At 50.5% G+C, this 24982-nt stretch carries 18 protein-coding genes and 1 other annotated feature; all 18 genes read left to right on the top strand.

The window, feature by feature from the left end; translation table 11 throughout:
* Positions 1-332 precede the first annotated feature (332 nt).
* On the top strand, positions 333-1874 hold the full coding sequence (gene pruA, locus BM271_RS09250; protein WP_046789503.1) for an L-glutamate gamma-semialdehyde dehydrogenase: 1542 nt from the start codon (positions 333-335) through the stop codon (positions 1872-1874).
* 75 nt (positions 1875-1949) lie between these two features.
* On the top strand, positions 1950-3143 hold the full coding sequence (locus tag BM271_RS09245; RefSeq protein WP_046789504.1) for an ornithine--oxo-acid transaminase: 1194 nt from the start codon (positions 1950-1952) through the stop codon (positions 3141-3143).
* Positions 3144-3213: 70 nt separating this feature from the next.
* Complete coding sequence (locus BM271_RS09240; RefSeq protein WP_046789505.1) at positions 3214-4458, top strand: Glu/Leu/Phe/Val family dehydrogenase; 1245 nt, start codon at positions 3214-3216, stop codon at positions 4456-4458.
* 386 nt (positions 4459-4844) lie between these two features.
* Complete coding sequence (locus tag BM271_RS09235; protein ID WP_046789506.1) at positions 4845-6089, top strand: Glu/Leu/Phe/Val family dehydrogenase; 1245 nt, start codon at positions 4845-4847, stop codon at positions 6087-6089.
* 85 nt (positions 6090-6174) lie between these two features.
* Positions 6175-6420 (top strand) — a binding site (T-box leader).
* Between the two features lie 311 nt (positions 6421-6731).
* Complete coding sequence (gene trpD, locus BM271_RS09230; protein ID WP_046789507.1) at positions 6732-7796, top strand: anthranilate phosphoribosyltransferase; 1065 nt, start codon at positions 6732-6734, stop codon at positions 7794-7796.
* Entirely contained in the window at positions 7797-8561 is a 765-nt protein-coding gene (gene trpC / locus BM271_RS14095) for an indole-3-glycerol phosphate synthase TrpC (RefSeq protein ID WP_046789508.1), read from the top strand.
* Complete coding sequence (locus BM271_RS14090) at positions 8562-9188, top strand: phosphoribosylanthranilate isomerase (protein ID WP_046789509.1); 627 nt, start codon at positions 8562-8564, stop codon at positions 9186-9188.
* The gene (trpB, locus tag BM271_RS09220; RefSeq protein ID WP_046789510.1) at positions 9172-10383 is read left to right on the top strand and encodes a tryptophan synthase subunit beta; all 1212 of its coding nucleotides are present in this window, start codon (positions 9172-9174) and stop codon (positions 10381-10383) included. Before BM271_RS14090 ends, trpB begins: the two co-directional genes overlap by 17 nt.
* Positions 10376-11179 carry a tryptophan synthase subunit alpha gene (gene trpA, locus BM271_RS09215; protein ID WP_046789511.1) on the top strand — a complete coding sequence of 268 codons (804 nt, stop codon included), beginning with the start codon at positions 10376-10378 and terminating at the stop codon, positions 11177-11179. Before trpB ends, trpA begins: the two co-directional genes overlap by 8 nt.
* A 58-nt stretch (positions 11180-11237) precedes the next feature.
* Complete coding sequence (locus tag BM271_RS09210; RefSeq protein WP_046789512.1) at positions 11238-12560, top strand: glucose-6-phosphate isomerase; 1323 nt, start codon at positions 11238-11240, stop codon at positions 12558-12560.
* A 72-nt stretch (positions 12561-12632) separates the two neighbouring features.
* Positions 12633-13238 (top strand): TVP38/TMEM64 family protein, encoded by a 606-nt coding sequence (locus BM271_RS09205; RefSeq protein ID WP_052749815.1) that lies wholly within the window; start codon positions 12633-12635, stop codon positions 13236-13238.
* 12 nt (positions 13239-13250) lie between these two features.
* Positions 13251-13784: a signal peptidase I gene (gene lepB, locus BM271_RS09200; RefSeq protein ID WP_046789513.1), complete on the top strand. Its 534-nt coding sequence runs from the start codon at positions 13251-13253 to the stop codon at positions 13782-13784.
* A 57-nt stretch (positions 13785-13841) separates the two neighbouring features.
* Positions 13842-17357, top strand: coding sequence for a PD-(D/E)XK nuclease family protein (locus tag BM271_RS09195; RefSeq protein ID WP_046789514.1), 3516 nt, complete (start codon positions 13842-13844; stop codon positions 17355-17357).
* A complete protein-coding gene (addA, locus tag BM271_RS09190; protein ID WP_234960529.1) occupies positions 17296-20784 on the top strand; it encodes a helicase-exonuclease AddAB subunit AddA in 3489 nt (1162 codons plus the stop codon). The genes BM271_RS09195 and addA overlap by 62 nt, the downstream gene beginning before the upstream one ends.
* Positions 20759-21886 carry a DUF418 domain-containing protein gene (locus tag BM271_RS09185; RefSeq protein ID WP_234960527.1) on the top strand — a complete coding sequence of 376 codons (1128 nt, stop codon included), beginning with the start codon at positions 20759-20761 and terminating at the stop codon, positions 21884-21886. Before addA ends, BM271_RS09185 begins: the two co-directional genes overlap by 26 nt.
* 43 nt (positions 21887-21929) lie before the next feature.
* Positions 21930-22832 (top strand): fumarylacetoacetate hydrolase family protein, encoded by a 903-nt coding sequence (locus tag BM271_RS09180; protein WP_046789517.1) that lies wholly within the window; start codon positions 21930-21932, stop codon positions 22830-22832.
* A gap of 56 nt (positions 22833-22888) precedes the next feature.
* Positions 22889-23266, top strand: coding sequence for a YisL family protein (locus BM271_RS09175; protein ID WP_046789518.1), 378 nt, complete (start codon positions 22889-22891; stop codon positions 23264-23266).
* A 147-nt stretch (positions 23267-23413) separates the two neighbouring features.
* The gene (locus BM271_RS09170; RefSeq protein WP_234960525.1) at positions 23414-24820 is read left to right on the top strand and encodes an alpha-amylase family glycosyl hydrolase; all 1407 of its coding nucleotides are present in this window, start codon (positions 23414-23416) and stop codon (positions 24818-24820) included.
* Positions 24821-24982: the final 162 nt, after the last annotated feature.

The following is a 24982-nucleotide window of genomic DNA, read 5'->3' as shown; positions in this document are numbered from 1 at the left end:
TTCACATACGGCTTAAACAGGAAAAATCTGCAGCTCGATGCTGCAGATTTTTTTGATTTTTTGATGCAAATATATGTAGGGGAACGCTTTTAAACGCACTTTTTAAAAACGCTTACATAAAATTTTATGAATATCATTTTCATTTGAAATACTTGAAAAGGTTAATACATTAATGAAATATAGTCTGTCAATTGAATAGTTATTAAGAGCTGTGAATAGCTTTGCAGAGCGTTTGATTTTACAATGTGATACAGTTATCAAAAGGGTTGAAAAAATCTGACAAAACGTTCATTATATTTTATAGAGTCAATACTTTAAGGAGGTCATCTGTAATGATACCGTACAAACACGAACCATTTACGGATTTTTCGCTGGAGGAAAACCGGCAGAAGCTTCAAGATGGATTAAAAACTGTTAAATCTTATCTGGGTCAGGATTATCCACTGATCATCGGCGGCGAACGCGTCACAACCGATGATAAAAAGGAATCCTACAACCCTGCAAATAAAACGGAGACGATCGGTAACATGTCCCAGGCAAACCAGGAACATGCTCAACAGGCAATGGATGTTGCACTGGAAACATTCGAGTCCTGGAGAAAATACTCTTTCGAATTCCGTTCTGATGTACTGTTTAAAGCGGCAGCGATCATTCGTAAACGCAAGTTCGAATTTACAGCACTTCTTGTCAAAGAAGGCGGTAAACCGTGGAAAGAGGCGGATGCGGATACAGCTGAAGCAATTGACTTCCTGGAGTATTATGGACGGAATCACCTCAAACTCAGGAACGGGGACCATGTGGAATCACGCCCGGGTGAATACAACCAGTTCCATTACATTCCACTGGGTGTAGGACTCGTCATCTCACCATGGAACTTCGCTTTCGCAATCATGGCGGGCACTACAGCGGCAGCACTCGTTACAGGCAACACGGTTCTGCTCAAACCATCCTCCCGTACACCGGTCATCGCCTATAAATTCATGGAAGTGCTGGAAGAAGCGGGTATGCCAAAAGGCGTGGTCAACTTCATCCCGGGCTCATCGAGGGATATCGGTGACTACCTTGTGGAACATAAGGATACACGCTTCGTGTCATTCACGGGTTCCCGTGATGTCGGTACACGGATCTTTGAAAAAGCGGCAGTTGTACAGGAAGGCCAGACGCATCTCAAGCGTGTCATCGCTGAAATGGGCGGCAAGGATACAATCGTTGTCGACTCGGATGCAGATCTGGAACTCGCGGCAGAAGCGATCACCTATTCGGCATTCGGTTTCAGCGGGCAGAAATGTTCTGCATGTTCTCGCGTGATCGCACTGGAAGACATCCACGACGAACTGCTTGAAAAAGTGGTTGCCAAAACAAAAGAACTTAAAGTGGGCAACCCTGAATCCGACGTCAATGTCGGACCGGTCATTGATGATGCATCACTTGAAAAAATCCAGAAGTACATCGAAATCGGCAAGGAAGAGGGCAAGCTTGAAGTCGGCGGCACGACTGAAAATGACGAAGGGCATTTCGTCCATCCGACTGTCTTCTCCGGTCTTAAGCATGACGACCGCGTGATGCAGGAGGAGATCTTCGGTCCTGTTGTCGGATTCGCCACAGCGAAAAACTTCGATCAGGCAATTGAATATGCCAACGCGACGGACTACGGTCTGACCGGTGCGGTGATCACTCAGAATCGCGAGCATATCGAACAGGCACGCCGTGACTTCATGGTGGGCAACCTGTACTTCAACCGCGGCTGTACTGCGGCGATCGTCGGCTACCAGCCGTTCGGCGGATTCAAGATGTCCGGTACAGACTCCAAAGCAGGCGGTCCGGACTATCTGACGCTTCACATGCAGGGTAAAACATCTTCTGAACAGCTGTAATCTTCTATTCATCAAAATTACAATCGGAACAGCAGGAGTTACAAGCCTGCTGTTTTTTTAAGAAAGGGTGTCAATATGACAAAATCACAAGAAATCATCGAACAGACAAACCATTATGGAGCACCGAACTATAACCCACTGCCAATTGTCATCTCTGAAGCGGAAGGCGTATGGGTGAAAGATCCGGAGGGTAATAAATACCTCGATATGCTCAGTGCATATTCAGCAGTCAATCAGGGGCACAGACATCCGAAAATCATCCAGGCGCTGAAAGATCAGGCGGACAGACTCACATTGACTTCCCGTGCATTCCACTCGGACAGGCTGGGCCCCTGGTATGAAAAGGTCTGTAAACTTGCCGGCAAAGATATGGCATTGCCGATGAACACAGGTGCAGAAGCGGTGGAAACGGCAATCAAAGCAGTGCGCCGCTGGGCATATGATGTTAAAGGTGTAGAGGACAACAAAGCGGAAATCATCGCGATGAACCAGAACTTCCACGGCCGTACGCTTGCCGCGGTATCTCTTTCATCCGAAGCGGAATACCGCCGCGGATACGGCCCGCTGCTCGACGGCATCAAGCTTGTGGATTTCGGTGATATCGAACAGATAAAAGAACAGATCAATGAAAATACTGCGGCGGTCCTCCTTGAGCCGATCCAGGGCGAAGCGGGCATCAACATTCCCCCGGAAGGCTTCCTGAAGCAGGTGCGCGAACTGTGTGACGAACACAATGTCCTTTTCGTGGCTGATGAAATCCAGGCAGGCTTGGGACGTTCGGGCAAGTTGTTTGCAACGGACTGGGACAATGTAAAACCGGATGTATACATCCTGGGCAAGGCACTCGGCGGCGGAGTATTCCCGATTTCAGCCGTCCTTGCAGACAAGGAAGTGCTTGGCGTATTCAATCCTGGATCCCATGGTTCCACTTTCGGCGGCAACCCGCTTGCATGTGCCGTGTCGGAAGCTGCGCTTGATGTGATGATTGATGAAAATCTGATTGAACGCTCCAATGAACTCGGTGAATACTTTAAAGCTGAGCTTAAAAAGATTGATAATCCGGCAATAAAAGAAATCAGAGGCCGCGGTTTATTCATCGGTGTGGAATTGACTGAATCCGCACGTCCGTATTGTGAAGAATTGAAGGAGCTCGGCATCCTGTGCAAAGAGACACATGAGACTGTCATCCGTTTTGCGCCGCCGCTTATTATTTCCAAAGAAGATCTGGACTGGGCGCTTGAAAAAGTGAAAGCAGTGCTGTCTAAATAACGCTTTAAAAAAAGATTTAATATGATACAATAAAGTTGAAAACAGTTTCATAAAAAGAGGCGGATAAAAAATGTCAGAGAAATCAAATCTTATCACTTCTACACAGGCGATCATTCATGAAGCTTTGGACAAACTCGGCTTTGATGAGGGCATGTATGAACTTATCAAAGAACCGATGCGTCTATTGACTGTCCGTATCCCGGTACGCATGGATGATGGTTCTGTCAAAGTGTTCACTGGATACCGTGCACAGCACAACGATGCTGTCGGGCCGACAAAAGGCGGCGTGCGCTTCCATCCTGATGTGAATGAGGAGGAAGTCGTGGCGCTTTCCATGTGGATGACTTTGAAGGCAGGAATCGTCGATCTCCCGTACGGCGGAGGTAAAGGCGGAATTGTTTGTGACCCGCGTGAGATGAGCATTGAGGAAGTTGAACGTTTGAGCCGTGGATATGTCCGTGCAATCTCCCAGATTGTCGGACCGGCCAAGGATATACCGGCACCTGATGTGTTCACGAACTCACAGATCATGGCGTGGATGATGGATGAGTACAGCATGATTGACGAATTCAACTCTCCGGGATTCATTACAGGTAAACCACTCGTACTGGGTGGTTCCCAGGGCCGTGACCGCGCAACGGCGATGGGTGTCGTACTGTGTCTTGAGCAGGCGATGGAAAAACGCGATATGAAGATGGAAGATGTCCGTATCGTCATTCAGGGATTCGGGAATGCAGGCAGCTTCCTATCCAAGATCCTTTCAGACAAAGGCGCCAAAATCGTAGGTATTTCAGATGCGAACGGCGCACTCCATGATCCGGACGGACTTGATATCGATTACTTACTGGACCGCCGTGACAGCTTTGGTATGGTTACAAACCTGTTCGATGATGTCCTGAGCAACGAAGAACTGTTTGAAATTGACTGTGATATCCTGATTCCGGCGGCAATTGCCAATCAGATCACAGAAGAGAATGCAAATGGCATCAAAGCCGATATCATTTGTGAAGCGGCCAACGGACCGACTACCAAAGAAGCGACAACAATCCTTACTGACAACGGTAAACTCATCGTTCCGGACGTCCTTGCATCTGCAGGCGGGGTAACCGTGTCCTACTTCGAGTGGGTGCAGAACAACCAGGGCTATTACTGGGATGAGGATGAAGTCAACGAAAAGCTTCAGCTCAAACTCAGAAAAGCATTTGATGAAATCTATGACCTGCATGACAAGCGCCAGATCGATATGCGCCTTGCAGCATATATCATCGGCATCAAACGCACAGCTGAGGCAGCAAGATACAGAGGCTGGGCATAAGATTCATATTGAAGTCCCGGGAATCCAATGGATTTCCGGGCTTTTTAATATCCGGCCGGACTATTTCTTTTTTGCTGCTGACGATGGCGCACATTGAAACGCACTTCAGTTCCCGCATCATATATCTTCTTTTTACACTCTCTTCAGGAGGATGCTTTTTACAGTTTCTCTTGCATTATGCGAACTTTTGTACTATTATAAATATTTAAATTGGTGGAATTATCCAACAATACAAACATATCGTTTTACACTATATTTCCCGGCCTTTTTCAAAGCCGTAGAAATGATTAATGTAGACTGCACATAGTATAAATATACATATTATCAGTAAATCTACATTATATTCTGCTTTAGACACAGAAATCTTATTAATGGGTGGTAAAAAAATGGGGAAGACTTCTAATCTTATTACATCAACACAATCGGTAATTCATGAGGCACTGGATATGCTCGGTTTCGATGAGGGCATGTATGACCTGATCAAAGAACCGGAAAGGCTGCTCAAAGTACGCATCCCTGTGCGTATGGATGACGGCACGGTAAAGGTATTCACAGGTTACCGTGCCCAGCACAGCGATGCTGCGGGCCCGACTAAGGGCGGCATCCGCTTCCATCCTGATGTCACCGAGGAGGAAGTAATTGCACTTTCCATGTGGATGACATTGAAAGCCGGCATCGTCGGCCTTCCATACGGAGGTGGCAAGGGCGGTGTCATCTGTAATCCGAAGGAACTGAGTGACAAGGAATTAGAAGGCATTTCCCGAGGGTATGTCAGAGCGGTATCACAGATTGTCGGACCGGCCAAGGATATACCGGCACCCGACGTCTACACGAATGCCCAGGTGATGGCCTGGATGATGGATGAGTACAGCGTGAAGCATTCTGATAATGCGTTCGAGTTTATTACAGGCAAACCGATTGCACTGGGCGGTTCGCAGGGACGCAACACAGCTACCGCCATGGGTGCAGTCATCGTTATTGAACAGGCCCTGTCCAAGCTCGGCATCAAAGTCGAAGACGCACGTGTCGTCGTTCAGGGATTCGGTAACGCCGGCAGTTTCATATCCAAGATCCTGTACGACAGAGGTGCGAAAATCGTGGGGATTTCAAGATCCACACGCGCACTCTATAACGCAGAAGGCATTGATATCGACTATGTCATCGAGAATAAAGACAAGGTGGACGTTGCAGAGGAGCTCGGTCTCGACATTGTCACAAACGAAGAACTCCTGGAACTGGAATGCGATATCCTGGTCCCGGCAGCGATCGCCAACCAGATTACAGAAGAGAATGCCCACCGCATCAAAGCGGATATCATCTGTGAAGCGGCCAATGGTCCGACAACCCAGGAGGCGACAAGTATCCTGACTGAAAACGGTAAACTGCTTGTACCGGATGTTCTTGCATCCGCAGGCGGTGTGACAGTGTCCTACTTTGAGTGGGTACAGAACAAGCAGGGCTATTACTGGAATGATGAAGAGATCCATGAACTGCTTGTCAGGAAAATGAAGGAGTCATTCGACGAAGTGTACAAAGTCCATGAAAACCGCCGTGTGGACATGCGCCTGGCGGCGTATGTCGTCGGCATCAAACGTACTGCCGAGGCCATCAGATTCCGCCACTGGGCATAGGAGTAATTTAACTTTTCAGAAAAAAATTATATTTAATGGTTGCATTATTGTTTCCTGTGTATTAGTATAGGATTCAATCATTTGAATAATATTGATTAAGGAAGATGAGTAGCAATTCCCTGATGTTCCAGAGAGCCGGTGGATGGTGTGAACCGGTGCATTGGATTTGTGAATGGACTTCCCTTGAACCAGCAGCTGAAATCGATTTGAGATTAGGCTCTGGCGTACGTCCCGCGTTACAGGGATTTGCAGTCGCAGATTTTGACTGCAGCCAGAGTGGACCGGCGAAGGCCGGTCAATAAAGGTGGTACCACGGCTCCCCGTCCTTTTCAAAGTGATTTGGGGAGCCTTTTTGTATTCATCCGGCAGTTGCGCAGTATTTAAAATTATATAGATCCGTATTTCAGAACAAGTAGGAACAGAGTGCATGGCACAGAGAGTCGGGATGGTGGAAACCGATGCATGATTCTGTATCTGAATGGGCCTGGAAACATGATACGGATGTATGTCGTACATTACACGAATGAGAGAATGCCCGGATGAATACTCCGGCATTAACACGAGGTGGCACCGCGGTGATATCGTCCTCCACAGACAAATGAGTCTGTGGAGGATTTTTTTATTCGAAAGGAGAAATGAACAATGAACACAAATCAGGCAGTCAAATTACCGGTGGAACAAAGAAGCTTACGCACACATCTGATAAAATTATCGGCACGGGAAAATCTGGAATTCGGCGAAATGGCAGAGGCTATGGAGATCATCCTGAACGATTCTGTCAGTGATTCCGAAGTGGCGGCATTCCTTATGGCGCTGAAGGCAAAAGGAGAGACGGTGGATGAAATCGCGGCACTTGTGGAAGTGCTGAGGGAGAACGCCATGCCGATCAGACGCACGATGACAAACGTCATGGACAATTGCGGGACGGGCGGTGACGGCTCCCACAGCTTCAATATTTCAACGGCTTCCGCGTTTGTGCTTGCCGGTGCAAATGTGACCATTGCGAAACACGGCAACAGAAGTGTAACAAGCAAGACAGGAAGTTCGGATGTGCTTTCAGAACTGGGTATCTCACTTGATTTCGGCCCGGATGATACGGATCTGATGCTTCAGGAAAACAACATTGCATTTCTCTTTGCACCGCATGTCCACCCGAAATTGAAACAGATCATGAAAGTCAGACAGGATCTCAAAGTGCCGACGATCTTCAATCTTATCGGACCGCTCATCAATCCGGTGGAACTGGACCATCAGTTCCTCGGCATATACGACCGCAGCCAGCTGGTGATGATGGCAACCGTACTCAAACGCCTGGGCAGGAAAAGGGCAGTTGTCATCAACGGCGCTGGTTTCATGGACGAAGCTTCCCTTGCAGGGGAAAACCATTTTGCACTGCTTGAAAACGGTGCAATCTACGAGAAGAAATTCACACCGGAATCGGTCGGACTCACGAGTTATCCGCTTGACGCGATCGTCGGCGGCGGCAGTAAAGAGAATGCAGCAATCCTGAAAAATGTGCTCGAAGGCAATGCGACACCTGCGCAGAGGGATACGGTCCTTCTGAATGCGGGACTCGGCATGTATGCAGCGGGCGCGGCGGATTCGATTGAAAACGGCATCGAGCTTGCGAAAGAAAGCCTGGAGACAGGGAATGCACTGGCGAAACTTAAAAACATGATCAAATATTCCAATGAAAGAGTGATATAGATGGCAACGATACTAGATGACATCATCATCCAGAAGAAAAAGGAGCTGGATGCCCTGCCGGCGGGACCTGTGAGTGGAGACAGGCAGCCGGTGTCACTGCTCAAGCGGCTGAAGCAGGCAGAAACGATGGCAGTCATATCCGAAGTGAAGCGCTCGTCACCCTCAAAAGGGGACATTAACCAGGCCGTCAATCCGGCGGAACAGGCAGCGAAATACGCAGCAGGCGGCGCAGATGCAATATCGGTCCTCACAGACCGGAAGTTCTTCTCAGGCAGCATGGAAGATCTGGAAACCGTTAAAGAGACCGTCGGCGTCCCGGTGCTCAACAAGGATTTCATCATCGACAGACGGCAGATCGACAATGCCTGTCGCTTTGGCGCCGATGTCATCCTGCTCATTGTTGCGGCACTCGACGACAGCAGCCTCCACGAATTGTACACACATGCGAAATCGCTCGGCCTCGATGTTCTGGTCGAAGTGCACGACGAAGCGGAGATGGAGCGCGCACTTAAGATAAACCCTGAAATCATCGGCATCAACAACCGTGACCTGAAGACGTTTACCGTGGATATTGCGAATACAGAGCGCCTCCTTGGGAAATACGGCGGCAGTGACGCGGTATTCATTGCCGAAAGCGGCATTAAGACGGCGGAAGATGCACTCCGGATGCAGCGTGCCGGCGCGAAGGCACTGCTGGTCGGTGAGACGCTGATGACGGCAGAGAATCCGTCGGAGAAAATCAGGGAACTCAAGGTGGAATTATAGATGAAAGTGAAGATCTGCGGCGTGAAGACGGTGGAAGCGGCAAAAGCGATAGAAGATGCGGGCGCTGATATGATCGGGTTTTTATTCGCCGAAAGCAGACGCAGGGTGACAGTCGACCAGGCGGAAGAAATGGCTCGGGCGCTCGCGCCGGGCATCAAAAAGGCCGGGGTGTTCGTCAACGCATCGAAAGAGGAGATCGAGGACGCCGTAGAGAGGGTCGGCCTCGACTACGTACAGCTGCACGGGGATGAAGATGCAGATTTCGCAAAATCCATCGACACTGGCATCATCAAAGCCTTTTCGAATGCGTCAGGATGCACATTCAAAGAAATGTTCGAATACCCTGCGGATTTCATTCTGATCGACAGCGGCAGCGGGCAGTCACGCGGGGGAACGGGAAAAACATTCGACTGGTCGGATCTCAATCATGCAGATGTTGACAAAGACCGGCTGATCCTTGCCGGCGGACTGAACCGGGACAATGTGGCGGCGGCATACAGGGAAGTCGGTCCGTATGCGGTCGACCTTTCCAGCGGTGCAGAGACGGACGGTAATAAAGACCCGGAAAAGATTCAAAATATCATGGAGAAAGTAAAAGGAGTGGTGAATGATGGAAAAGACATATAAACAGCCAGATGAACGGGGATATTACGGGGAATACGGCGGGAAATATGTGCCGGAAACGCTCATGAAAGCAGTGAAGGAACTGGAAGCGGCGTATAACGCGGCGAAGGATGACCAGGAATTCCAGGATGAGATGGGTGCCTATCTCAAAGATTATGTCGGAAGGGAAACCCCGCTGTACCTGGCGGAGAACCTGACTGAACAGTGCGGCGGCGCCAAAATCTATCTTAAGCGAGAAGATCTGAACCATACGGGCGCGCACAAGATAAACAACACGATCGGCCAGGCACTGCTCGCACGGCGCATGGGCAAGGGAAAGATCGTGGCAGAGACGGGAGCGGGCCAGCATGGTGTGGCGACCGCAACGGTATGTGCACTGCTCGGCCTCGAATGCGTGGTATTCATGGGGAAAGAGGACGTAAGGCGCCAGGAGCTCAATGTATTCCGCATGGAACTGCTCGGTTCCAGGGTCGTCAGTGTAGACCAGGGACGCGGCACATTGAAGGATGCGGTGAACGAGGCGCTCCGCTACTGGGTCGCAAATGTCGAGGATACCCATTACATCCTGGGATCGGCGCTCGGCCCGCACCCGTTCCCTCAGATCGTGCGCGATCTCCAATCCGTCATCGGCAAAGAAACGAAGCAGCAGATGATTGATAAGGAAGGGAAACTCCCGGATGCAGTCGTTGCATGCATCGGCGGCGGCAGCAATGCAATCGGCATGTTCCACCCGTTCATCGGCGACGATGCTGTAAGGATGATCGGTGTGGAAGCATCGGGAATGGGAATCGATACAGAAGAGCATGCATCATCAATCACAAACGGACATGTGGGTGTCCTGCACGGGGCGAAGATGCACCTGCTGCAGGATCCGGCAGGGCAGATCCAGGAAGCATACTCCATATCGGCGGGGCTTGATTATCCGGGAGTCGGACCGGAACACAGTCATCTTAAAGATATTGGACGTGCGGAATATGCGCACATCAGCGACGATGAAGCGGTTGAGGCTTTCCAAGTGCTTTCACAGACGGAAGGCATCATACCGGCACTGGAAAGTGCACACGCAGTCGCGCATACACTGAAGATTGCACCGAAGATGGGTAAGGATCAGAGTATCGTCATCTGCCTGTCCGGCAGAGGAGACAAAGACGTCAGTGAAATCAAAGAACGCTTGAAAGGGGACGGGGCAGATGAGTAAATTTTTAATTGAAGAGACGTTCAGTGCGCTGAAGGAAAAAGATGAGAAGGCCTTCATTGCCTATATCATGGCGGGCGACGGCGGTTTATCCGAACTCAAAAATCAGATACTGACCCTGGAAGCGTCCGGCGTATCCATTGTCGAACTCGGCATACCATTCTCCGACCCTGTGGCGGACGGTCCGTCAATCCAGGCGGCGGGGCAGCGGGCGCTCGCCCGGGGGGTGACCCTTGAAGCTGTGCTTGAGGAACTCGCCCGGATAAAGAGTGAAATCAGCATCCCGGTCGTCATCATGACCTATGCCAATCCGGTGCTTCGTCTCGGCCCGGATAAGTTCGCAGATCTCGCACATGCGGCAGGCGTCTCCGGCGTCATCCTTCCGGACGTCCCCCTTGAACAGGAGGATGAATTCGGTGCACCGCTTGCCAAGTATGACATCGTGAACATCAGATTCGTCACGCTGACAAGCAGCGGGGAGCGGATCAGGGAAGTGACCGGAGAAGCCGAAGGGTTCGTCTATGCAGTGACGGTAAATGGTACGACGGGCGCAAGGGAAGGTTTTGATGAGACTCTCTACGGCCATCTTGAACATATAACAGAAGTCAGCAATGCGCCGGTATGCGCAGGTTTTGGAATCGGTACCCGGGAACAGGCCGAAGCGGTGGGCGCGGCATGTGACGGCGTCATTGTCGGCAGCCGCATCGTCAATCTCCTGCACGAGGGCAAAGCTGAAGAAATAAAGGGAATTATACCCCGGAAAAGCGCTGCGGGCAGCCAGTCTTCAAAAAACATTTGATTAGTCATGCACTTTTTATCTACAATATAGAAGACAGATAAACTATTTGGAGGATGCTATGACACATATTAAATTTGATTACAGTAACGTATCAGCATTTTTAAACGAAGATGAATTGAAGAATCTGGAACCGTTTGTTTCAGCCGCGCATTCACTCATCCATGAAGGCACCGGTGCAGGCAGTGACTATCTGGGCTGGGTGAAGCTTCCTGAAAACTATGACAAGGAAGAGTTTTCCCGCATCCGTTCCTCAGCGGAAAAAATCAGGAAAGATTCGGATGTGCTGGTCGTCATCGGCATCGGCGGATCCTACCTCGGAGCAAAGGCGGCAATCGAAATGATGGCACCGGTTTTCGGCAAGAACGGACCGGAAATCATTTTCGCCGGCCACCATCTTTCCAGCCACTACATGAATGAACTCAAAGACTATCTGAAAGACAAGGATTTCTCGATCAATGTCATCAGTAAATCCGGCACGACGACAGAACCGGCTATCGCATTCCGTGTATTCAAAAAACTGCTCGAAGAAAAATACGACAGTCCGGCAGACCGCATCTATGTAACGACAGACCGGGAAAAGGGTGCACTCAATACGCTGGCGAAAGAACAGGGCTACGAAATGTTCGTCGTGCCTGATGATGTCGGCGGCAGATACTCTGTATTGACCGCTGTCGGCCTTCTGCCGATTGCGGCTGCGGGAATCGACATCGGCCAGATGATGGAAGGCGCACGCAGTGCAATGGATGACCTGTCTGCAGAGGCACTTGCGGATAACCCGGCGTATCAGTATGCAGCGGTGCGCAACGCACTGCTTGCGAAAGGGTACGATGTGGAAATGCTGGTGAACTACGACGAACGCCTTAAATATTTCGGCGAGTGGTGGAAACAGCTCTTCGGCGAAAGCGAAGGGAAGGACAACAAAGGCATCCTGCCCCACAGCGCGAACTTCACGACGGACCTCCACTCCCTGGGACAGTATATCCAGGAAGGCAGAAGGATGCTGATGGAGACGGTCATCGATATCGAAAAGCCGTTATCGGATCTTACGATCGAAACGGAAGAAGCGGATCTTGACGGCTTGAACTACCTTGCAGGCACGACAGTAGACGAGGTCAACCATCAGGCCATGACAGGCACCATACTTGCACACGTGGACGGCGGCGTGCCGAACATGGTTGTACGCATTCCGGAACTCGACGCCTACACATTCGGCTACATGGTCTACTTCTTTGAAACCGCATGTGCTGCGAGCGGCTATCTGCTCGGAGTCAATCCGTTCAACCAGCCGGGGGTGGAAGCATATAAGCAGAATATGTTTGCACTGCTTGGAAAATCAGGCTATGAAGATTTAAGAAAGCAATTAAATGACAGATTGAACTAAAAATTATATAATTGTATAGAATTGCAGGCTATATTACAAAGTAATATAGCCTTTCTTAAATAGGGCGAGGTTATGAATTTGGAAGCAATACTCGAAAAACTGATGACACAGGAAGGGCTGGAGCAGCTGTTCCAGGAAGTCGAACAACTCGGTATCATCGTGGGGTTCCTCCTTGTGTTCATGGAATCATTTCTGCCGTTTCTGCCGCTGTTCATCATCGTTGTGGTCAATATCAATTCGTACGGATTCATCCTGGGTTCCCTCTCAAGCTACTCGGGGACCGTGCTTGGCAGCTATATGGTGTTCCTGCTCGTACGTTACTTTTTCAGGAAACCGGCACAAAACTATATCAGGAAGCATAAACGACTGGCCCAGCTGCTCGATTTCATCGACAGGCGCGGGTTCGTCTTTCTGTTCATTCTGCTGGCACTGCCGTTTACACCGACATCTGTGATAAATGTCATTGCGGCTTTATCGAATCTTAAAAAAGTCGTATACTTATATATATTACTTGCAGCAAAAGCGATCATGATTCTGACGATGTCTCTCGTGGGATACGATGTCACATCATTCTTCAATTCCCCGCTGCGTCTGACGCTGTCAATTGCAGGCCTGGTGCTCATCTATTTCTTTTCGAAATGGTACCAGAAATACATCAACAGAAAAATGGATAAATAGAGGTGTGGCATTATGTTAAAAGAGATTAAAGAGTGGCTCGTTGCGATAGTCGTCGCAGTGGTGCTCATCATACTCATCAGACAATTCCTGTTCGTCTCCTTCACGGTCGACGGACTCAGCATGGACCCGACGCTTGAGGACGGGGACAAAGTTGTCGTCAACAAATTCATTGATACTTTTACCGATTACGAGACGGGTGATGTGATCGTCTTCAATTCCGAAAAGGGGCCGGCCTATGTGAAAAGGGTGATCGGCACCCCGGGCGATACTGTCCGGATGGAGGACAAACAGGTCTATGTCAACGGCGAGCCGATTACGGAGGACTACGTTACCCATACAGAAGATTCATATATGGATAATTTCACACTGGCGGACCTTGGTGTCGAAGGGGATACCATCCCGGAAGGCACGCTGCTCGTTCTCGGGGACAACCGGCCGGTGAGCCGGGACAGCCGGGATTTCGGACTGGTCGACCAGTCGGCAGTGATCGGGGAAGTCCAGCTCCGCTTCTGGCCGCTGAACGATATATCTATTAATTTTGACTAACCGAAAAAGACACCCTTCACCCGGGTGTCTTTTGTCTACTCTGAAGGAGTGAAAACAATGGCGATAAAAATTTGGACAGGAGTCAGCGGTACCGGCAAGACTACGCGGATGTTCGATGACATCCATGCGGAAACCGCCGGCCGGCCGCTCGGCTCGAGCATATACATCATCACACCGACACAGAATACACTGAGATATGAAAATATCATTACGAACCCGGAGAACGGGGATGGAAATGCCGGCAGTCTGAGGGCTGCCGTATTCAGTTTTTCACGTTTCATGTGGCATGTCTTCAATGAAACCGGCCATTCCACACGCGATGCCCTGTCAGAGAGCGGACATATCATGCTGCTCCATAAAATGATGACCGAGATGAAGGATGAACTGTCATTCTACAAGGACAGTTCCCAATACATAAAATTCTCGGACAAGGTCCTCGATATGCTGAAGGAGCTGAGTGCATACCGGGTGAAACCTGAAGACCTCTCACGTGTGGAATCGGGGTCCGGCCGCATGAAGGATAAATTCAGTGACCTTCACCTCATCTATGACGAATGGATCAGACGCGCAGCCGAACTTCAGATAGAAGATCTGAATCTGACGGACCAGTTCATCAACCTCATATACTCAGATGCCGTCATTCAGTCTCTGGAAGATGCCGTCCTTTATATCGACGGCTTCCATAACTTCACTGAAATCGAATACGCACTCATCCAGGCACTCACAACCCGGGTCAAAGAAATCAATATACTGCTGACCCATCAGGGATCCAACAAGGAACTGTTCAGGAAGACGGATGCAGTCATTGAGAGGCTCAGGTTCTTTGCCGGAGACGACAATCTGGAATTCATCCATTTCGGCCAGGACTTCAGGCGCTCCGACAAGAAAGGGCTCATCCAGATCGAGTCCCATTTTGCGGAACATGAGCAGATGTATGACTACGAAGGCGTGACGATCACAGAGGCGCCGAACGCCCTCGAGGAGATCACTGAAGTGGCGCGTGAGATAGAACGGCTGGTTTTTGAAGGACGTGCCTATTACAGCGACATCGGCATCCTCTACCGGGACATCTCCTATGAACCGGTCATCAAATCGGTATTCCGGCGGTTCGATATCTCTTATCATATCGACAAGAAAGTCCAGATGTATTCGCATCCCTTCATCCAGTTCATCATGGCGCTTCTCGACTGCTATGCGAAAAATTACGAGTTCAATGCCTTCATGAATGTGCTGAAGACGGGATATCTGTGCGAGACATCGGACCGGATGTATATCGACCAGCTGGAAAACTTCGCACTTGAGCGCGGCCTCAGCGGCTCCGCCCTGTTCGATGATGACAAGTTCCGCTACATCACCGTACCGGATGAAAACGGCGTGCTCCATGTCGTGGACAAGAGTGCATCGTATGAGGACATGATCGCTTTTAAGAATAAAGTTCTCGGGAAGCTCGAAGTGCTTTTCGCAGAATTCAGGACGGAGCGGACCGTGAGGGACTACATCGGCCTCATCTACGATTTCCTGATTTCTGAGGGCATCGTGGACAAAATCACGGAGGAGATGATCCGCCAGGACGAAAATAATCAGATCCAGGAGCGGGACGAAACAGAGCAGGCATACAATATGTTCATCCGTCTCCTGGATGACGCCTACGTTGTCTATGACGATGAAGCCGTCCGGTTCCAGATATTTTACGAAGCTTTCATGGATGGCCTTAAAAATGCGGAATTCAGTCTGCTCCCTTCCACGATCGACCAGGTGATGGTCGGTTCGCTGGATCTCTCCAAAGTGGAGAACAAGAAATATATCTTCCTGATCGGCGTGAACCGGGACGCGCTGCCGCGGGAAACGAGGAACAGCGATATCATCTCCGATGAGGAAAAAGCCTTGTTCGAACGGGCGGATATCGAACTGTCCCCGAGCACGAGGACGCTCGCGCAGGACGAGCGGTTTGTATTCTACCTGGCAATTACCCGGGCGACCGAGGGGCTTTATCTCAGCTGGAGTGTCACCCTGCCTTCAGGTGACGTCACAAAACGCAGCCCGTTCCTCGATGAAGTGATGCCGGAGGCTCCTGAGAATGTCAGGAATTACGAGTACAGGCGGGTGAGCGAATACAGCCGCTTCAATCCGGAACGGCTGATATCATCGGCCGCGAGCATGGAGCCGCTCCTGCATTTGAAAATGCGGGAAATGATGACGTCCCAGGTGGATGCACCGGCCGATTTCCTGAAGCTGCCGGAGTACAGGCCGTGGATCGAGACATTCCAGATGCTGATGAAGGACAGCTGGCATGATATCTACCCGAGGCTGCGGAGAAACCTGACCTATGACAACCGGGCGGAGCCGCTGACAAAAGAAGCGGCGCTTGCGCTCTACGGCGAAGAGATGAACGCCAGTGTCTCCCGTTTCGAGTCATTCCACCGGTGCCAGTTCCAGCATTTCAGTGCATACGGCCTGAAACTCAGAGTCAGAAAGCCGTATCAGGTGGCACCGCTCGAACTCGGAAACCTTTACCATGAAGTGCTATATGATGTGGTGACGAAACTCGGGCTCACACTGCTGCACGAGGAAGAGACGATCAGGATGCAGGTGGCCGACTCGATTGAACGGTTTGCCCAGGCCATCCAGTTCGGCATCTTCGATCAGACGGGCTACTACCAGTCGCTCAAGCAGCGGGCGGGCGATGCAATCGTCCGGCTCCTCCTGTTCATGCAGGATATTGAAAGACTCGGGGACTACAAAATCGCAGATGTTGAACTGTCTTTCGGATTTGTGAAAAGCCCGCTCGATGAAGTGACCCTGACGAGCGACTGCGGCCATACGATCCACCTGCGGGGGAAAATCGACCGCGTGGACATGTATGAGACGGCGGACGGGGCCTATGTGAACCTGATCGATTATAAATCAAGTGCACGCTCCATTTCGAAAGCCGGCATACTGAACGGGCTGGAACTTCAGATGATGACGTATATGCACGTGCTGGTGCAGAAGGGGCCGGAGTATTTCGGCAAGGAAAAAATCCGGCCCAACAGCATGCTGTTCTTCCCGGTCCGCGATCCGCTCATCACGCTTGACGGCGGGGAGTCACTGGAGAAGGCGGAGCAGGAACAGAAGAAACGCATGCGCCCGGACGGGGCTTTCATCAACGAAAACAGCGAGTATGACGCGGTGATCGATGAAACATCCATAGGGATTACAGGCATGCTGTCGAAACTCGACGAGTACAGGGAGTACAGTGCGTACTATCCGCTCTCTGTGACGAAAACGGGGAAAATCAACAAAATGACGAAACACAGATACTTCAGCCCGATGCTGTTCGAACATTACGCCGGACATATAATGGAAATGTACAGGCAGACGACGGACCGCATGTACGGGGGTGAAGTGCTGGCCTCGCCGATTGCACTGGATGCATCTAACACCAGGCTCGCCTGCGAAATGTGCGACTTCAAATCGGCCTGCCAGATCGATCCGCTGATGAACCGGCGGGATATCAGAATGAATACCGTGGATGACGAGACAATATGGAATTTTGAAAGCGGGGCGTGGGAAAATGGTCCAATGGACGGATAAACAGCTTGAAGCGATTGAATATGAAGGCTCCGACGTCCTCGTTGCAGCTGCAGCGGGAAGCGGAAAGACGACGGTGCTTGTTGAACGCATCATCCGTAAGATACTGGATGAAAAATATTCGATCGATGAAATACTTGTCGCGACATTCACCAACATGAGTGCCCGCGATATGAAGGATAAGATCGAAAAGGCGCTGAGGAAGGCATTCCTGGAAAAAAGGGAGCCAAGGATCTATGAGGAGACGCTGAAGCTCAAAGAGGCGCATATATCGACGCTGCACAGCTTCTGCCTGTATCTCATCCAGATGCACTACAATGCAATCGGACTGTCTCCGGATATGCGGACCCTCGGCGACATAGAGATGAAGATCCGTCTGGAAACGGTGATTTCAAATGTGCTGGAGTCCTACTATAAGGATCCGGACGATGATTTCCATGCGGTTTCCACAATGCTGTCCACGGACAAGAGCAATGACGGGCTGCTCGGCACCGTACGCGACCTTTATTACACTGCGGTCGCAAGCCCGGATCCGTATGACTTTCTGGAGCGGAACCGGGACCAGTACATCGATGTGGACCGGCTCGAGGGGATTCTGGCTGACCACAAGCATAATATCAGGGTCAAACTCGATGCGCTCGCATCGGATCTGACCCTGCTCCGGACCCATTACAGGACCGTGACCCATGAATCGATCAAGGAAAACCAGGTGCTCGATGCCTTCGACTCACTCGAGGCGCTGATCATGACAGTCGAGCAGGCATCAGGCGGCATGATGGCTGAGCGTCCGGTGGAACTGCCTGCCTTCGGGCTGAAGGACGGCCGGTCGTCCTTCATCAGGAATATCTCGGACCCGGATGATAAGGAAGCGCTGCTCGCCGTGCAGAAACGCGTGCGCGACCGCTATAACGACATCAGGGATGCGCCGGTGTATGACCTGGACCGGGTGAAGGCTGAACTGGCGCCGATGAACGGTGCGAACAACGTACTCGTGGATATTGCCCTTGAGGTGATCAGGAAATTCAGGCAGCAGAAGCGCGCAAGGAATGAAATGGACTTCTCGGATTATGAACATTATGCGCTGGCGATACTCGAATCCCGGGACGGTGCGATCAAAGAACGCTACCGCAGCCAGTTCAAGGAAATCATGATTGATGAGTACCAGGATATCAACCGGGTGCAGGAAGCCATCATCCAGGCGCTTAAAACCGGCGGGGAAAGTGACGGCAATCTTTTCATGGTGGGTGACGTCAAGCAATCCATCTATAAATTCCGCCAGGCCGATCCGTCTTTATTCATCACGAAATCAGAACGGTTCAAAGAACCCGGCAGCGGCCGGCTGATCAGCCTGAATCACAACTTCCGCTCCCGCGGGGAAGTGCTTGGACTGACGAATACGGTCTTTGAAAAGATCATGGACAAGGAAGTCGGTGAAATTTCCTACGACGCGACGCACCGGCTGGTGCAGGGGAACTATCTTGAAGCGCCTCCGCTCCAGTCGGAATGCCATATCATCGAAAACAAATCGGAACAGGGCGGCGATGTGGAGATAAAACACATCATCAACGTGGTACGGGATCTCGTGAGAAAAGGTGTGTCCTACAGGGACATCGTCATTCTGACGCGCAATACGAGGGATAATGAATCCTATCGCAAGCTGCTCGGTGAAGCGGATCTGCCGGTGTTCGTAAACAACCGTTCGGGCTATCTGGATACGCTCGAGATCCGGACGATGATCAGCATACTGTCCGTCATCGACAATCCGCTTCAGGATGATCACCTGGTCGGCATGATGCGGCTGCCGATGTTCGATTTCTCGGAAGATGAAATCGCACGGATCCGCGCATCGTCGCAGGCGGATTATATGTATGAAGCGCTGATCGAATTCGACGGGCAGGCAGTGGTCATGAAGAAAATCCACGAATTCAAAGCTGCGCTGCGCACGCTCCAGGAGTATGCAAGGTACATGAGTGTGCCGGAGCTGATCGATGAAATCTATCTCGAGTTCAGCGTCCTTGAATATTTCGCAGGACTGGCGGGGGGCATCTCCAGGCGGGCCAATCTGAACGGCTTCATCGAAAAGGCTCGTGAATTCGAATCGATGTCGCACCTGTCACTGTATGAATTCATTTCGTACATCCACCGCATGATCAATGACGGACAGGACTTCGGAGAGGAGAACACGGTTTCGCCGGATGATGATACGCTGCGCGTCATGACGATCCATGCCTCAAAGGGGCTTGAGTTCAATTACGTCATCTATGCGGGAATGTACAGGAAGCTGAACATGATGGACATTTCGAAGAAAGTGAGTGTCCACCCCGAGGCGGGCATCGCCTTCAAGCGGTTTGTCCCGGAAGCACTTGCGGTGATGCCGAGCATCCATTCGGAAGTTCTGGGGAAACTGATCCTCCGCGAACTGATCAGTGAAGAGATGCGGCTTGTTTATGTGGCCATGACACGCGCAATCGACAAACTCATCATGCCGCTTGTCTATAACGCGGAATATAAGGGGAAATATGCCTATGAGCCGGGCGTCATCAATGCGGATGACAGGCTTTCCATACGCAGCATCCAGGAGCTCGTCGCACCGATTTTCGTCAATGAGGACATCCCTTTCCTGAAGGTGGAATACGTTGACCCTCCGGAAGCGGAGGAAGCGGATTTCAGGCGCTTTGCCTCTCTCGGGGATCTTGAGTCCCTGAAGGTGCCGGACAATGAGCTGCTGAAGGACAGGCTGTTTTATCAATATCCGCATCAGGCCGAAACGCGCACGGTATTTAAGGAATCCGTGACGGAAATCAAGCGCCGGAATGAAACGCCGCCCGACGACAGTGCAATCATCCGGCACGACCGGACACCGAACCTGCGGCTGCCGAACTTCCGGAATGAAACGCTCGATGCACCGGTTTTCGGTACGATGATGCACCAGATGATGATGTACGTCATGAACCGTTATGAAGAGATCAGGGACCTCGATGATGAAGAACAGGCAGCATACATCAGCAGGCTGGTTGAAGAGAGTACTGCAGAAGATGTGTTAATCACTGATATGCACAGGACGAGGATGATTGGAAATATCCATCAGTTCCTCGGTGACAGTGTGATGGAGAACGTGCTCGGACACCAGAGAGCCATCCATACGGAAATCCCGTTCATCATGAACCAGAAGGCGATCGGCTACTCCCGGTACGGAGACCAGATGGTCCAGGGAATCATGGATGCACTGCTCGAAATGGACGATGGTTATGTCATTTTGGACTATAAGACCGACAGGGTGGCAGGCACGGAGCTCACAGAAGCGGACCTTGTGAACCGCTACCGCACACAGATGGATATTTACAGACGTTCTGCGATGCAGGCGCTGGGCAAAGATGTTACTGTATATCTATATTTCTTTGACTATGGAGCGATTAAAATTGAAAACTGAAGACAGTAACATCAAATTCATGCTGGGCATCACCTTTTTCCTTGTACTCCTCATGAACGGCATGTACTACATGATGCCCTTTGACGCGATAAATATATATGAATATCTGAACGGTGATGAACTCCGGTCATATCATCTGCTCAACATATTCACGGGCAGTGCGGTGCTGCCTCTTTTGGCACTTCTGACAGGCTATATGCTGAACCATTACAGGGGGTCAGGAATTGGAAACATTGCAAAAATACTTGTAGCCGTGTTCGCAATCGGTACGCTCCAGGCGGTATTCATCTTTGCCTACGATTTTCTGCCGGGACTCGCACTGATGGCGTTCGCGGGACTTTTATTCCTGAAGCCACGGTGGTATGTACCGATGGTTTCGTCAATCGTGCTGTTCGGTTTCCATATGGCTGTGAATGTACTGCCGGATATTCTTGAAAATATCGGTTCACCGACGGATAAGATATACTCTGCAATCCAGACGGTGAATGACCATACAAGCGTGTTCAGAAGCAGTGACTATTTTGCCATCCTCAGCAAGAACATCGAAATATTCACAGGGGACATTGCCGGCGGGATGTATACGCTCGTATTCACTGTACTGCCGTGGATACTGTTCGGCATCGCGCTCGGGAAGCTGGATATCCGTACACTGCTCGGGTCGAACCAGCTGCTTACAATCGCAATGTTCATCACATTGGCAGGCGGCGGGCTTGCACTCAAGATGATCCAGGTCGTCACGCTCGGGACATACAGCGGTACGCTGCTTGCTGATAATTTCGGCGGACCGGTGCTCGCGCTCGGATATTTCATACTGCTGGTCTACCTTGCGGATGTGAGTCCCGGAAAATTGCATAATCTGTTCGTACCGCTCGGCCGCCGCAGCCTGACGATGTATATATTCTCGAATGTCTTCCTGATATTCATCTTCTACGGCATAGGCTTCACAGCATACAGTGATGTCACTATCCTTACGATGGTGATTATCATGACGGCGCTTTACGCGGTGCTTCTCGGCACCGGGTTTTTATTCCAAAAGTTTGAAATCAGCGGCATTGAATCATTATTTACGAATAATTCAGATAAATTCGGGAAAAAATCATAGATTGTCTGTTATAATGGACAAAACAGCAAAAGGAGCGTAATCCATGAAATTTTTAACATTTGACTACGGGAATCAGACTTATTATGGAGTTAAAGTAAAGCGCGAGGAGAGTGCATGGATATTACCGAAACTGTTCGAGGACTTCGGCGGTGGATCGGATTATCCGAAAACACTGCTCGAGGGCATTTCGACATATCACACTCTGGATTTCCAGGAAATCGTAAGAAAATTAGTGGAGAAAGCAGATGCATCCGGTAATGCGGATCAATATAAAGCACCCTTTACGGAAATAGAATTCCTGGCTCCGGTGACACCGCCGAACAACGTGATCGCTTTTGGGCGGAATTACAGGAAGCATGCGGAGGAACTGGATAATGAAGTGCAGAGCCTGTATGTGTTTACCAAGGCGGCAACGAGCCTTGTGGGAGACGAAGCGACGGTCCCGGACCACCAGGATGTGACGCAGGCGCTGGATTATGAAGGGGAGCTCGGCGTCGTCATCGGCAAGCGTGCGGATAAGATCGAAAGTTCGATGGCGCTGGATTATATATACGGCTACACAATCATCAACGATATCACAGCGCGCGATCTGCAGAAGGAACATCTGCTGCCGTTCCTGTCGAAAAGTCTGAAGGGCGGCTGCCCGATGGGGCCGTTCATCGTCACAAAGGATGAGCTTCCGAATCCGGAACAGACGTCCATCGTCACGAAGGTGAATGAAGAGATCCGCCAGGACGGAAGCACGGCGGAGATGGTGCTGAAACTCGACGAACTGATTGCGGAAGTTTCCAAGTATGTCGTGCTCGAGCCGGGGGATATCATAGCGACCGGCACACCGGGCGGTGTAGGAGCCGGAATGAACCCGCCGCAGTACTTGAAAAAGGGTGACGAAGTCCGTATTTCGATCAATGGAATCGGCACACTTACGACATATATCGGGGAATGAAAATCGGCGTGAATATGTTAGAATGGTAAGTGATTCACAATAGAAAGGAAGATTATATGATACACTTGCACATTACAGCAATTGTCATCGCTCTTGTATTTTTCTTCATCACTTACTTCTCAATTAAAAACCCCGGGGATCCGGATGCAAAATATGCCAAAGCTCCCCATATGATCGCAAGATTGTTCTACGTCATTGTGCTTGTAACCGGGCTCGTCCTGTTCATCCAGGCAATGGGCATCAACGGAATGATGTACGGCCTCAAGTTCCTTGCCGGACTGTTCACAATCGGACTGATGGAGATGGCAGTAGTAAGGAAGCGGAAGAAAACAGCGGGACAGCCGATGTTCATCGCATTTCTTGTGCTGGCAGTCGTCACAATCAGCCTGGGAATCTTTCTCCCGATGGGGCCGATTACTGCTTTATTCAGATAATGGTTTTAAAATTCCGGACACTCTGTCACAGAGTGTCTTTTTTTTAATGAGATTTTGTGAACATTTTATGAAATGAGGCTATTTTAATTTTTAATCTAGTATACTGGGGATATTAGACAAGAAGGTAGGATGTCAATGCAGAAATTAATGAAATACATAGCAGTGCTGCTGATTTTGGGCGGGGTGTTCCATCAGGAAGCTTCAGCTGAAGAAAAGCCGCACGACCGCATATATACGATTGTCGTCGACCGTTTCCTGAACGCGGATGACTCAAACGATGTCAACGTGACGGATGACGAAAATGAACCGCTGCCGTTCGGAGGAGACTTCAGGGGCATAGAGGAAAATCTGGAATACATACAGGACATGGGCTTCGATACACTCATGCTGTCACCGGTGTTTGAAAAGGCTGAGGATGACTACATGGGCTATGCCGTGGAAAACTACGGTGAAATCGAATCGTCATTCGGCGGTGCCGAAAGTTTCCAGTCGCTTGTTGACGCCGCCCATGAAATGGGTATGAAAGTCGTCGTCGATATGCCGGTGACTGCAACGGAGCAGTACGAAACGCTGGATAATCCTGCGCTGAATGAACTCCAGGGAGAGTATTACAGCGAAGTCGCCGATGTGGAATTCATCGATCTGTCCGTGCCGGAGAACCAGGACGCATACAGGGAGATGGCCCGGGCATTCGTGGATGAGTTCGGTGTCGATGGACTCAGCATGAACGTCGTGCAGGATGGTGTGGATGCAGAATCATTCATGCCGGAAGGTGTGACGACATACGGTATTCTGGGCAGTGAGTCCGTGACGGCTGAAGGGTTCGATCATGTTGCATCCGAGGCCGCAAGACAGGATGTCGCAGAAGCATTCAGTACTACGGATAAAGCGATTCCCGCCTATCCGGAAGACGGGCAGATACTGCTCGCCGACCACTGGTTTACAGAACGGTTTACAAAACATGCAGCCGATGAGAATATGTTCCCGGGCACACGCATCCAGCAGCTCACAGCCTATCTGTACGGCTATCCGGGGCCGATCAGTTTCCAGTACGGTACGGAAGTGGCGCTGAACGGGGAAACGATTCCGCAGGTGCACAGGCAGATGGATCTCTGGACAGACCAGGAAGTGGTCGACTACATCAAACAGATCAATACAGTATTCACCGATCACCAGCAGCTTTTGGACGGTGCGGTGACAGAACTGAAATCCGGTGAAGACGGTCACTATGTCGTCAGGTACGATACGACGGATGTCGATTTCATACTGAACATCAATGACACATCCAAGACTGAGAACTTCAGAGTGCCGCTTGAAGCGGAAGACGAGGGCAAAATGCTCAGCGGATTGCTCATCGGTGATGCCTTAAGGGCAGAAGAGGGACAGGACAGCTATAATATTGTGCTTGATCGGGAAGAAACGGAACTGTACGCAGTCATCGAAGAGACCGGACTGAATAACGGATACGTCTACGCCGGACTCATCATCTTCGGCGGATTCGGAATATTCATCTGGGCAGTGGCGAAACGCCGCAAACCAAAAGAAGAAATGTAGTGGAAGATAGGAAGAGGCCGGAAGGCCTCTTTTTTGTGGTGTTGCGGCGGCCGATAAGGGTGTTTGTCGGCCTTCGTTGGGCGCGACGATGTCCACATGCTGGGGTATCCGGCCTTCGTTGGGGGCGACGACGTCCACATGGCGCGGGTGCTGGCATTCGTT

This window comes from Salinicoccus halodurans, assembly GCF_900114445.1.
GTDB classification, from domain to species: Bacteria; Bacillota; Bacilli; order Staphylococcales; family Salinicoccaceae; genus Salinicoccus; species Salinicoccus halodurans.
This window is presented reverse-complemented; position numbering and strand designations above follow the sequence as displayed.

Bases quoted from the DNA above. Each gene is read 5' to 3' on its own strand.
- pruA (WP_046789503.1), top strand. From the start codon at position 333: ATGATACCGTACAAACACGAACCATTTACGGATTTTTCGCTGGAGGAA.
- BM271_RS09245 (WP_046789504.1), top strand. From the start codon at position 1,950: ATGACAAAATCACAAGAAATCATCGAACAGACAAACCATTATGGAGCA.
- BM271_RS09240 (WP_046789505.1), top strand. From the start codon at position 3,214: ATGTCAGAGAAATCAAATCTTATCACTTCTACACAGGCGATCATTCAT.
- BM271_RS09235 (WP_046789506.1), top strand. From the start codon at position 4,845: ATGGGGAAGACTTCTAATCTTATTACATCAACACAATCGGTAATTCAT.
- trpD (WP_046789507.1), top strand. From the start codon at position 6,732: ATGAACACAAATCAGGCAGTCAAATTACCGGTGGAACAAAGAAGCTTA.
- trpC (WP_046789508.1), top strand. From the start codon at position 7,797: ATGGCAACGATACTAGATGACATCATCATCCAGAAGAAAAAGGAGCTG.
- BM271_RS14090 (WP_046789509.1), top strand. From the start codon at position 8,562: ATGAAAGTGAAGATCTGCGGCGTGAAGACGGTGGAAGCGGCAAAAGCG.
- trpB (WP_046789510.1), top strand. From the start codon at position 9,172: ATGGAAAAGACATATAAACAGCCAGATGAACGGGGATATTACGGGGAA.
- trpA (WP_046789511.1), top strand. From the start codon at position 10,376: ATGAGTAAATTTTTAATTGAAGAGACGTTCAGTGCGCTGAAGGAAAAA.
- BM271_RS09210 (WP_046789512.1), top strand. From the start codon at position 11,238: ATGACACATATTAAATTTGATTACAGTAACGTATCAGCATTTTTAAAC.
- BM271_RS09205 (WP_052749815.1), top strand. From the start codon at position 12,633: ATGAATTTGGAAGCAATACTCGAAAAACTGATGACACAGGAAGGGCTG.
- lepB (WP_046789513.1), top strand. From the start codon at position 13,251: ATGTTAAAAGAGATTAAAGAGTGGCTCGTTGCGATAGTCGTCGCAGTG.
- BM271_RS09195 (WP_046789514.1), top strand. From the start codon at position 13,842: ATGGCGATAAAAATTTGGACAGGAGTCAGCGGTACCGGCAAGACTACG.
- addA (WP_234960529.1), top strand. From the start codon at position 17,296: ATGACGAGACAATATGGAATTTTGAAAGCGGGGCGTGGGAAAATGGTC.
- BM271_RS09185 (WP_234960527.1), top strand. From the start codon at position 20,759: ATGGAGCGATTAAAATTGAAAACTGAAGACAGTAACATCAAATTCATG.
- BM271_RS09180 (WP_046789517.1), top strand. From the start codon at position 21,930: ATGAAATTTTTAACATTTGACTACGGGAATCAGACTTATTATGGAGTT.
- BM271_RS09175 (WP_046789518.1), top strand. From the start codon at position 22,889: ATGATACACTTGCACATTACAGCAATTGTCATCGCTCTTGTATTTTTC.
- BM271_RS09170 (WP_234960525.1), top strand. From the start codon at position 23,414: ATGAAATACATAGCAGTGCTGCTGATTTTGGGCGGGGTGTTCCATCAG.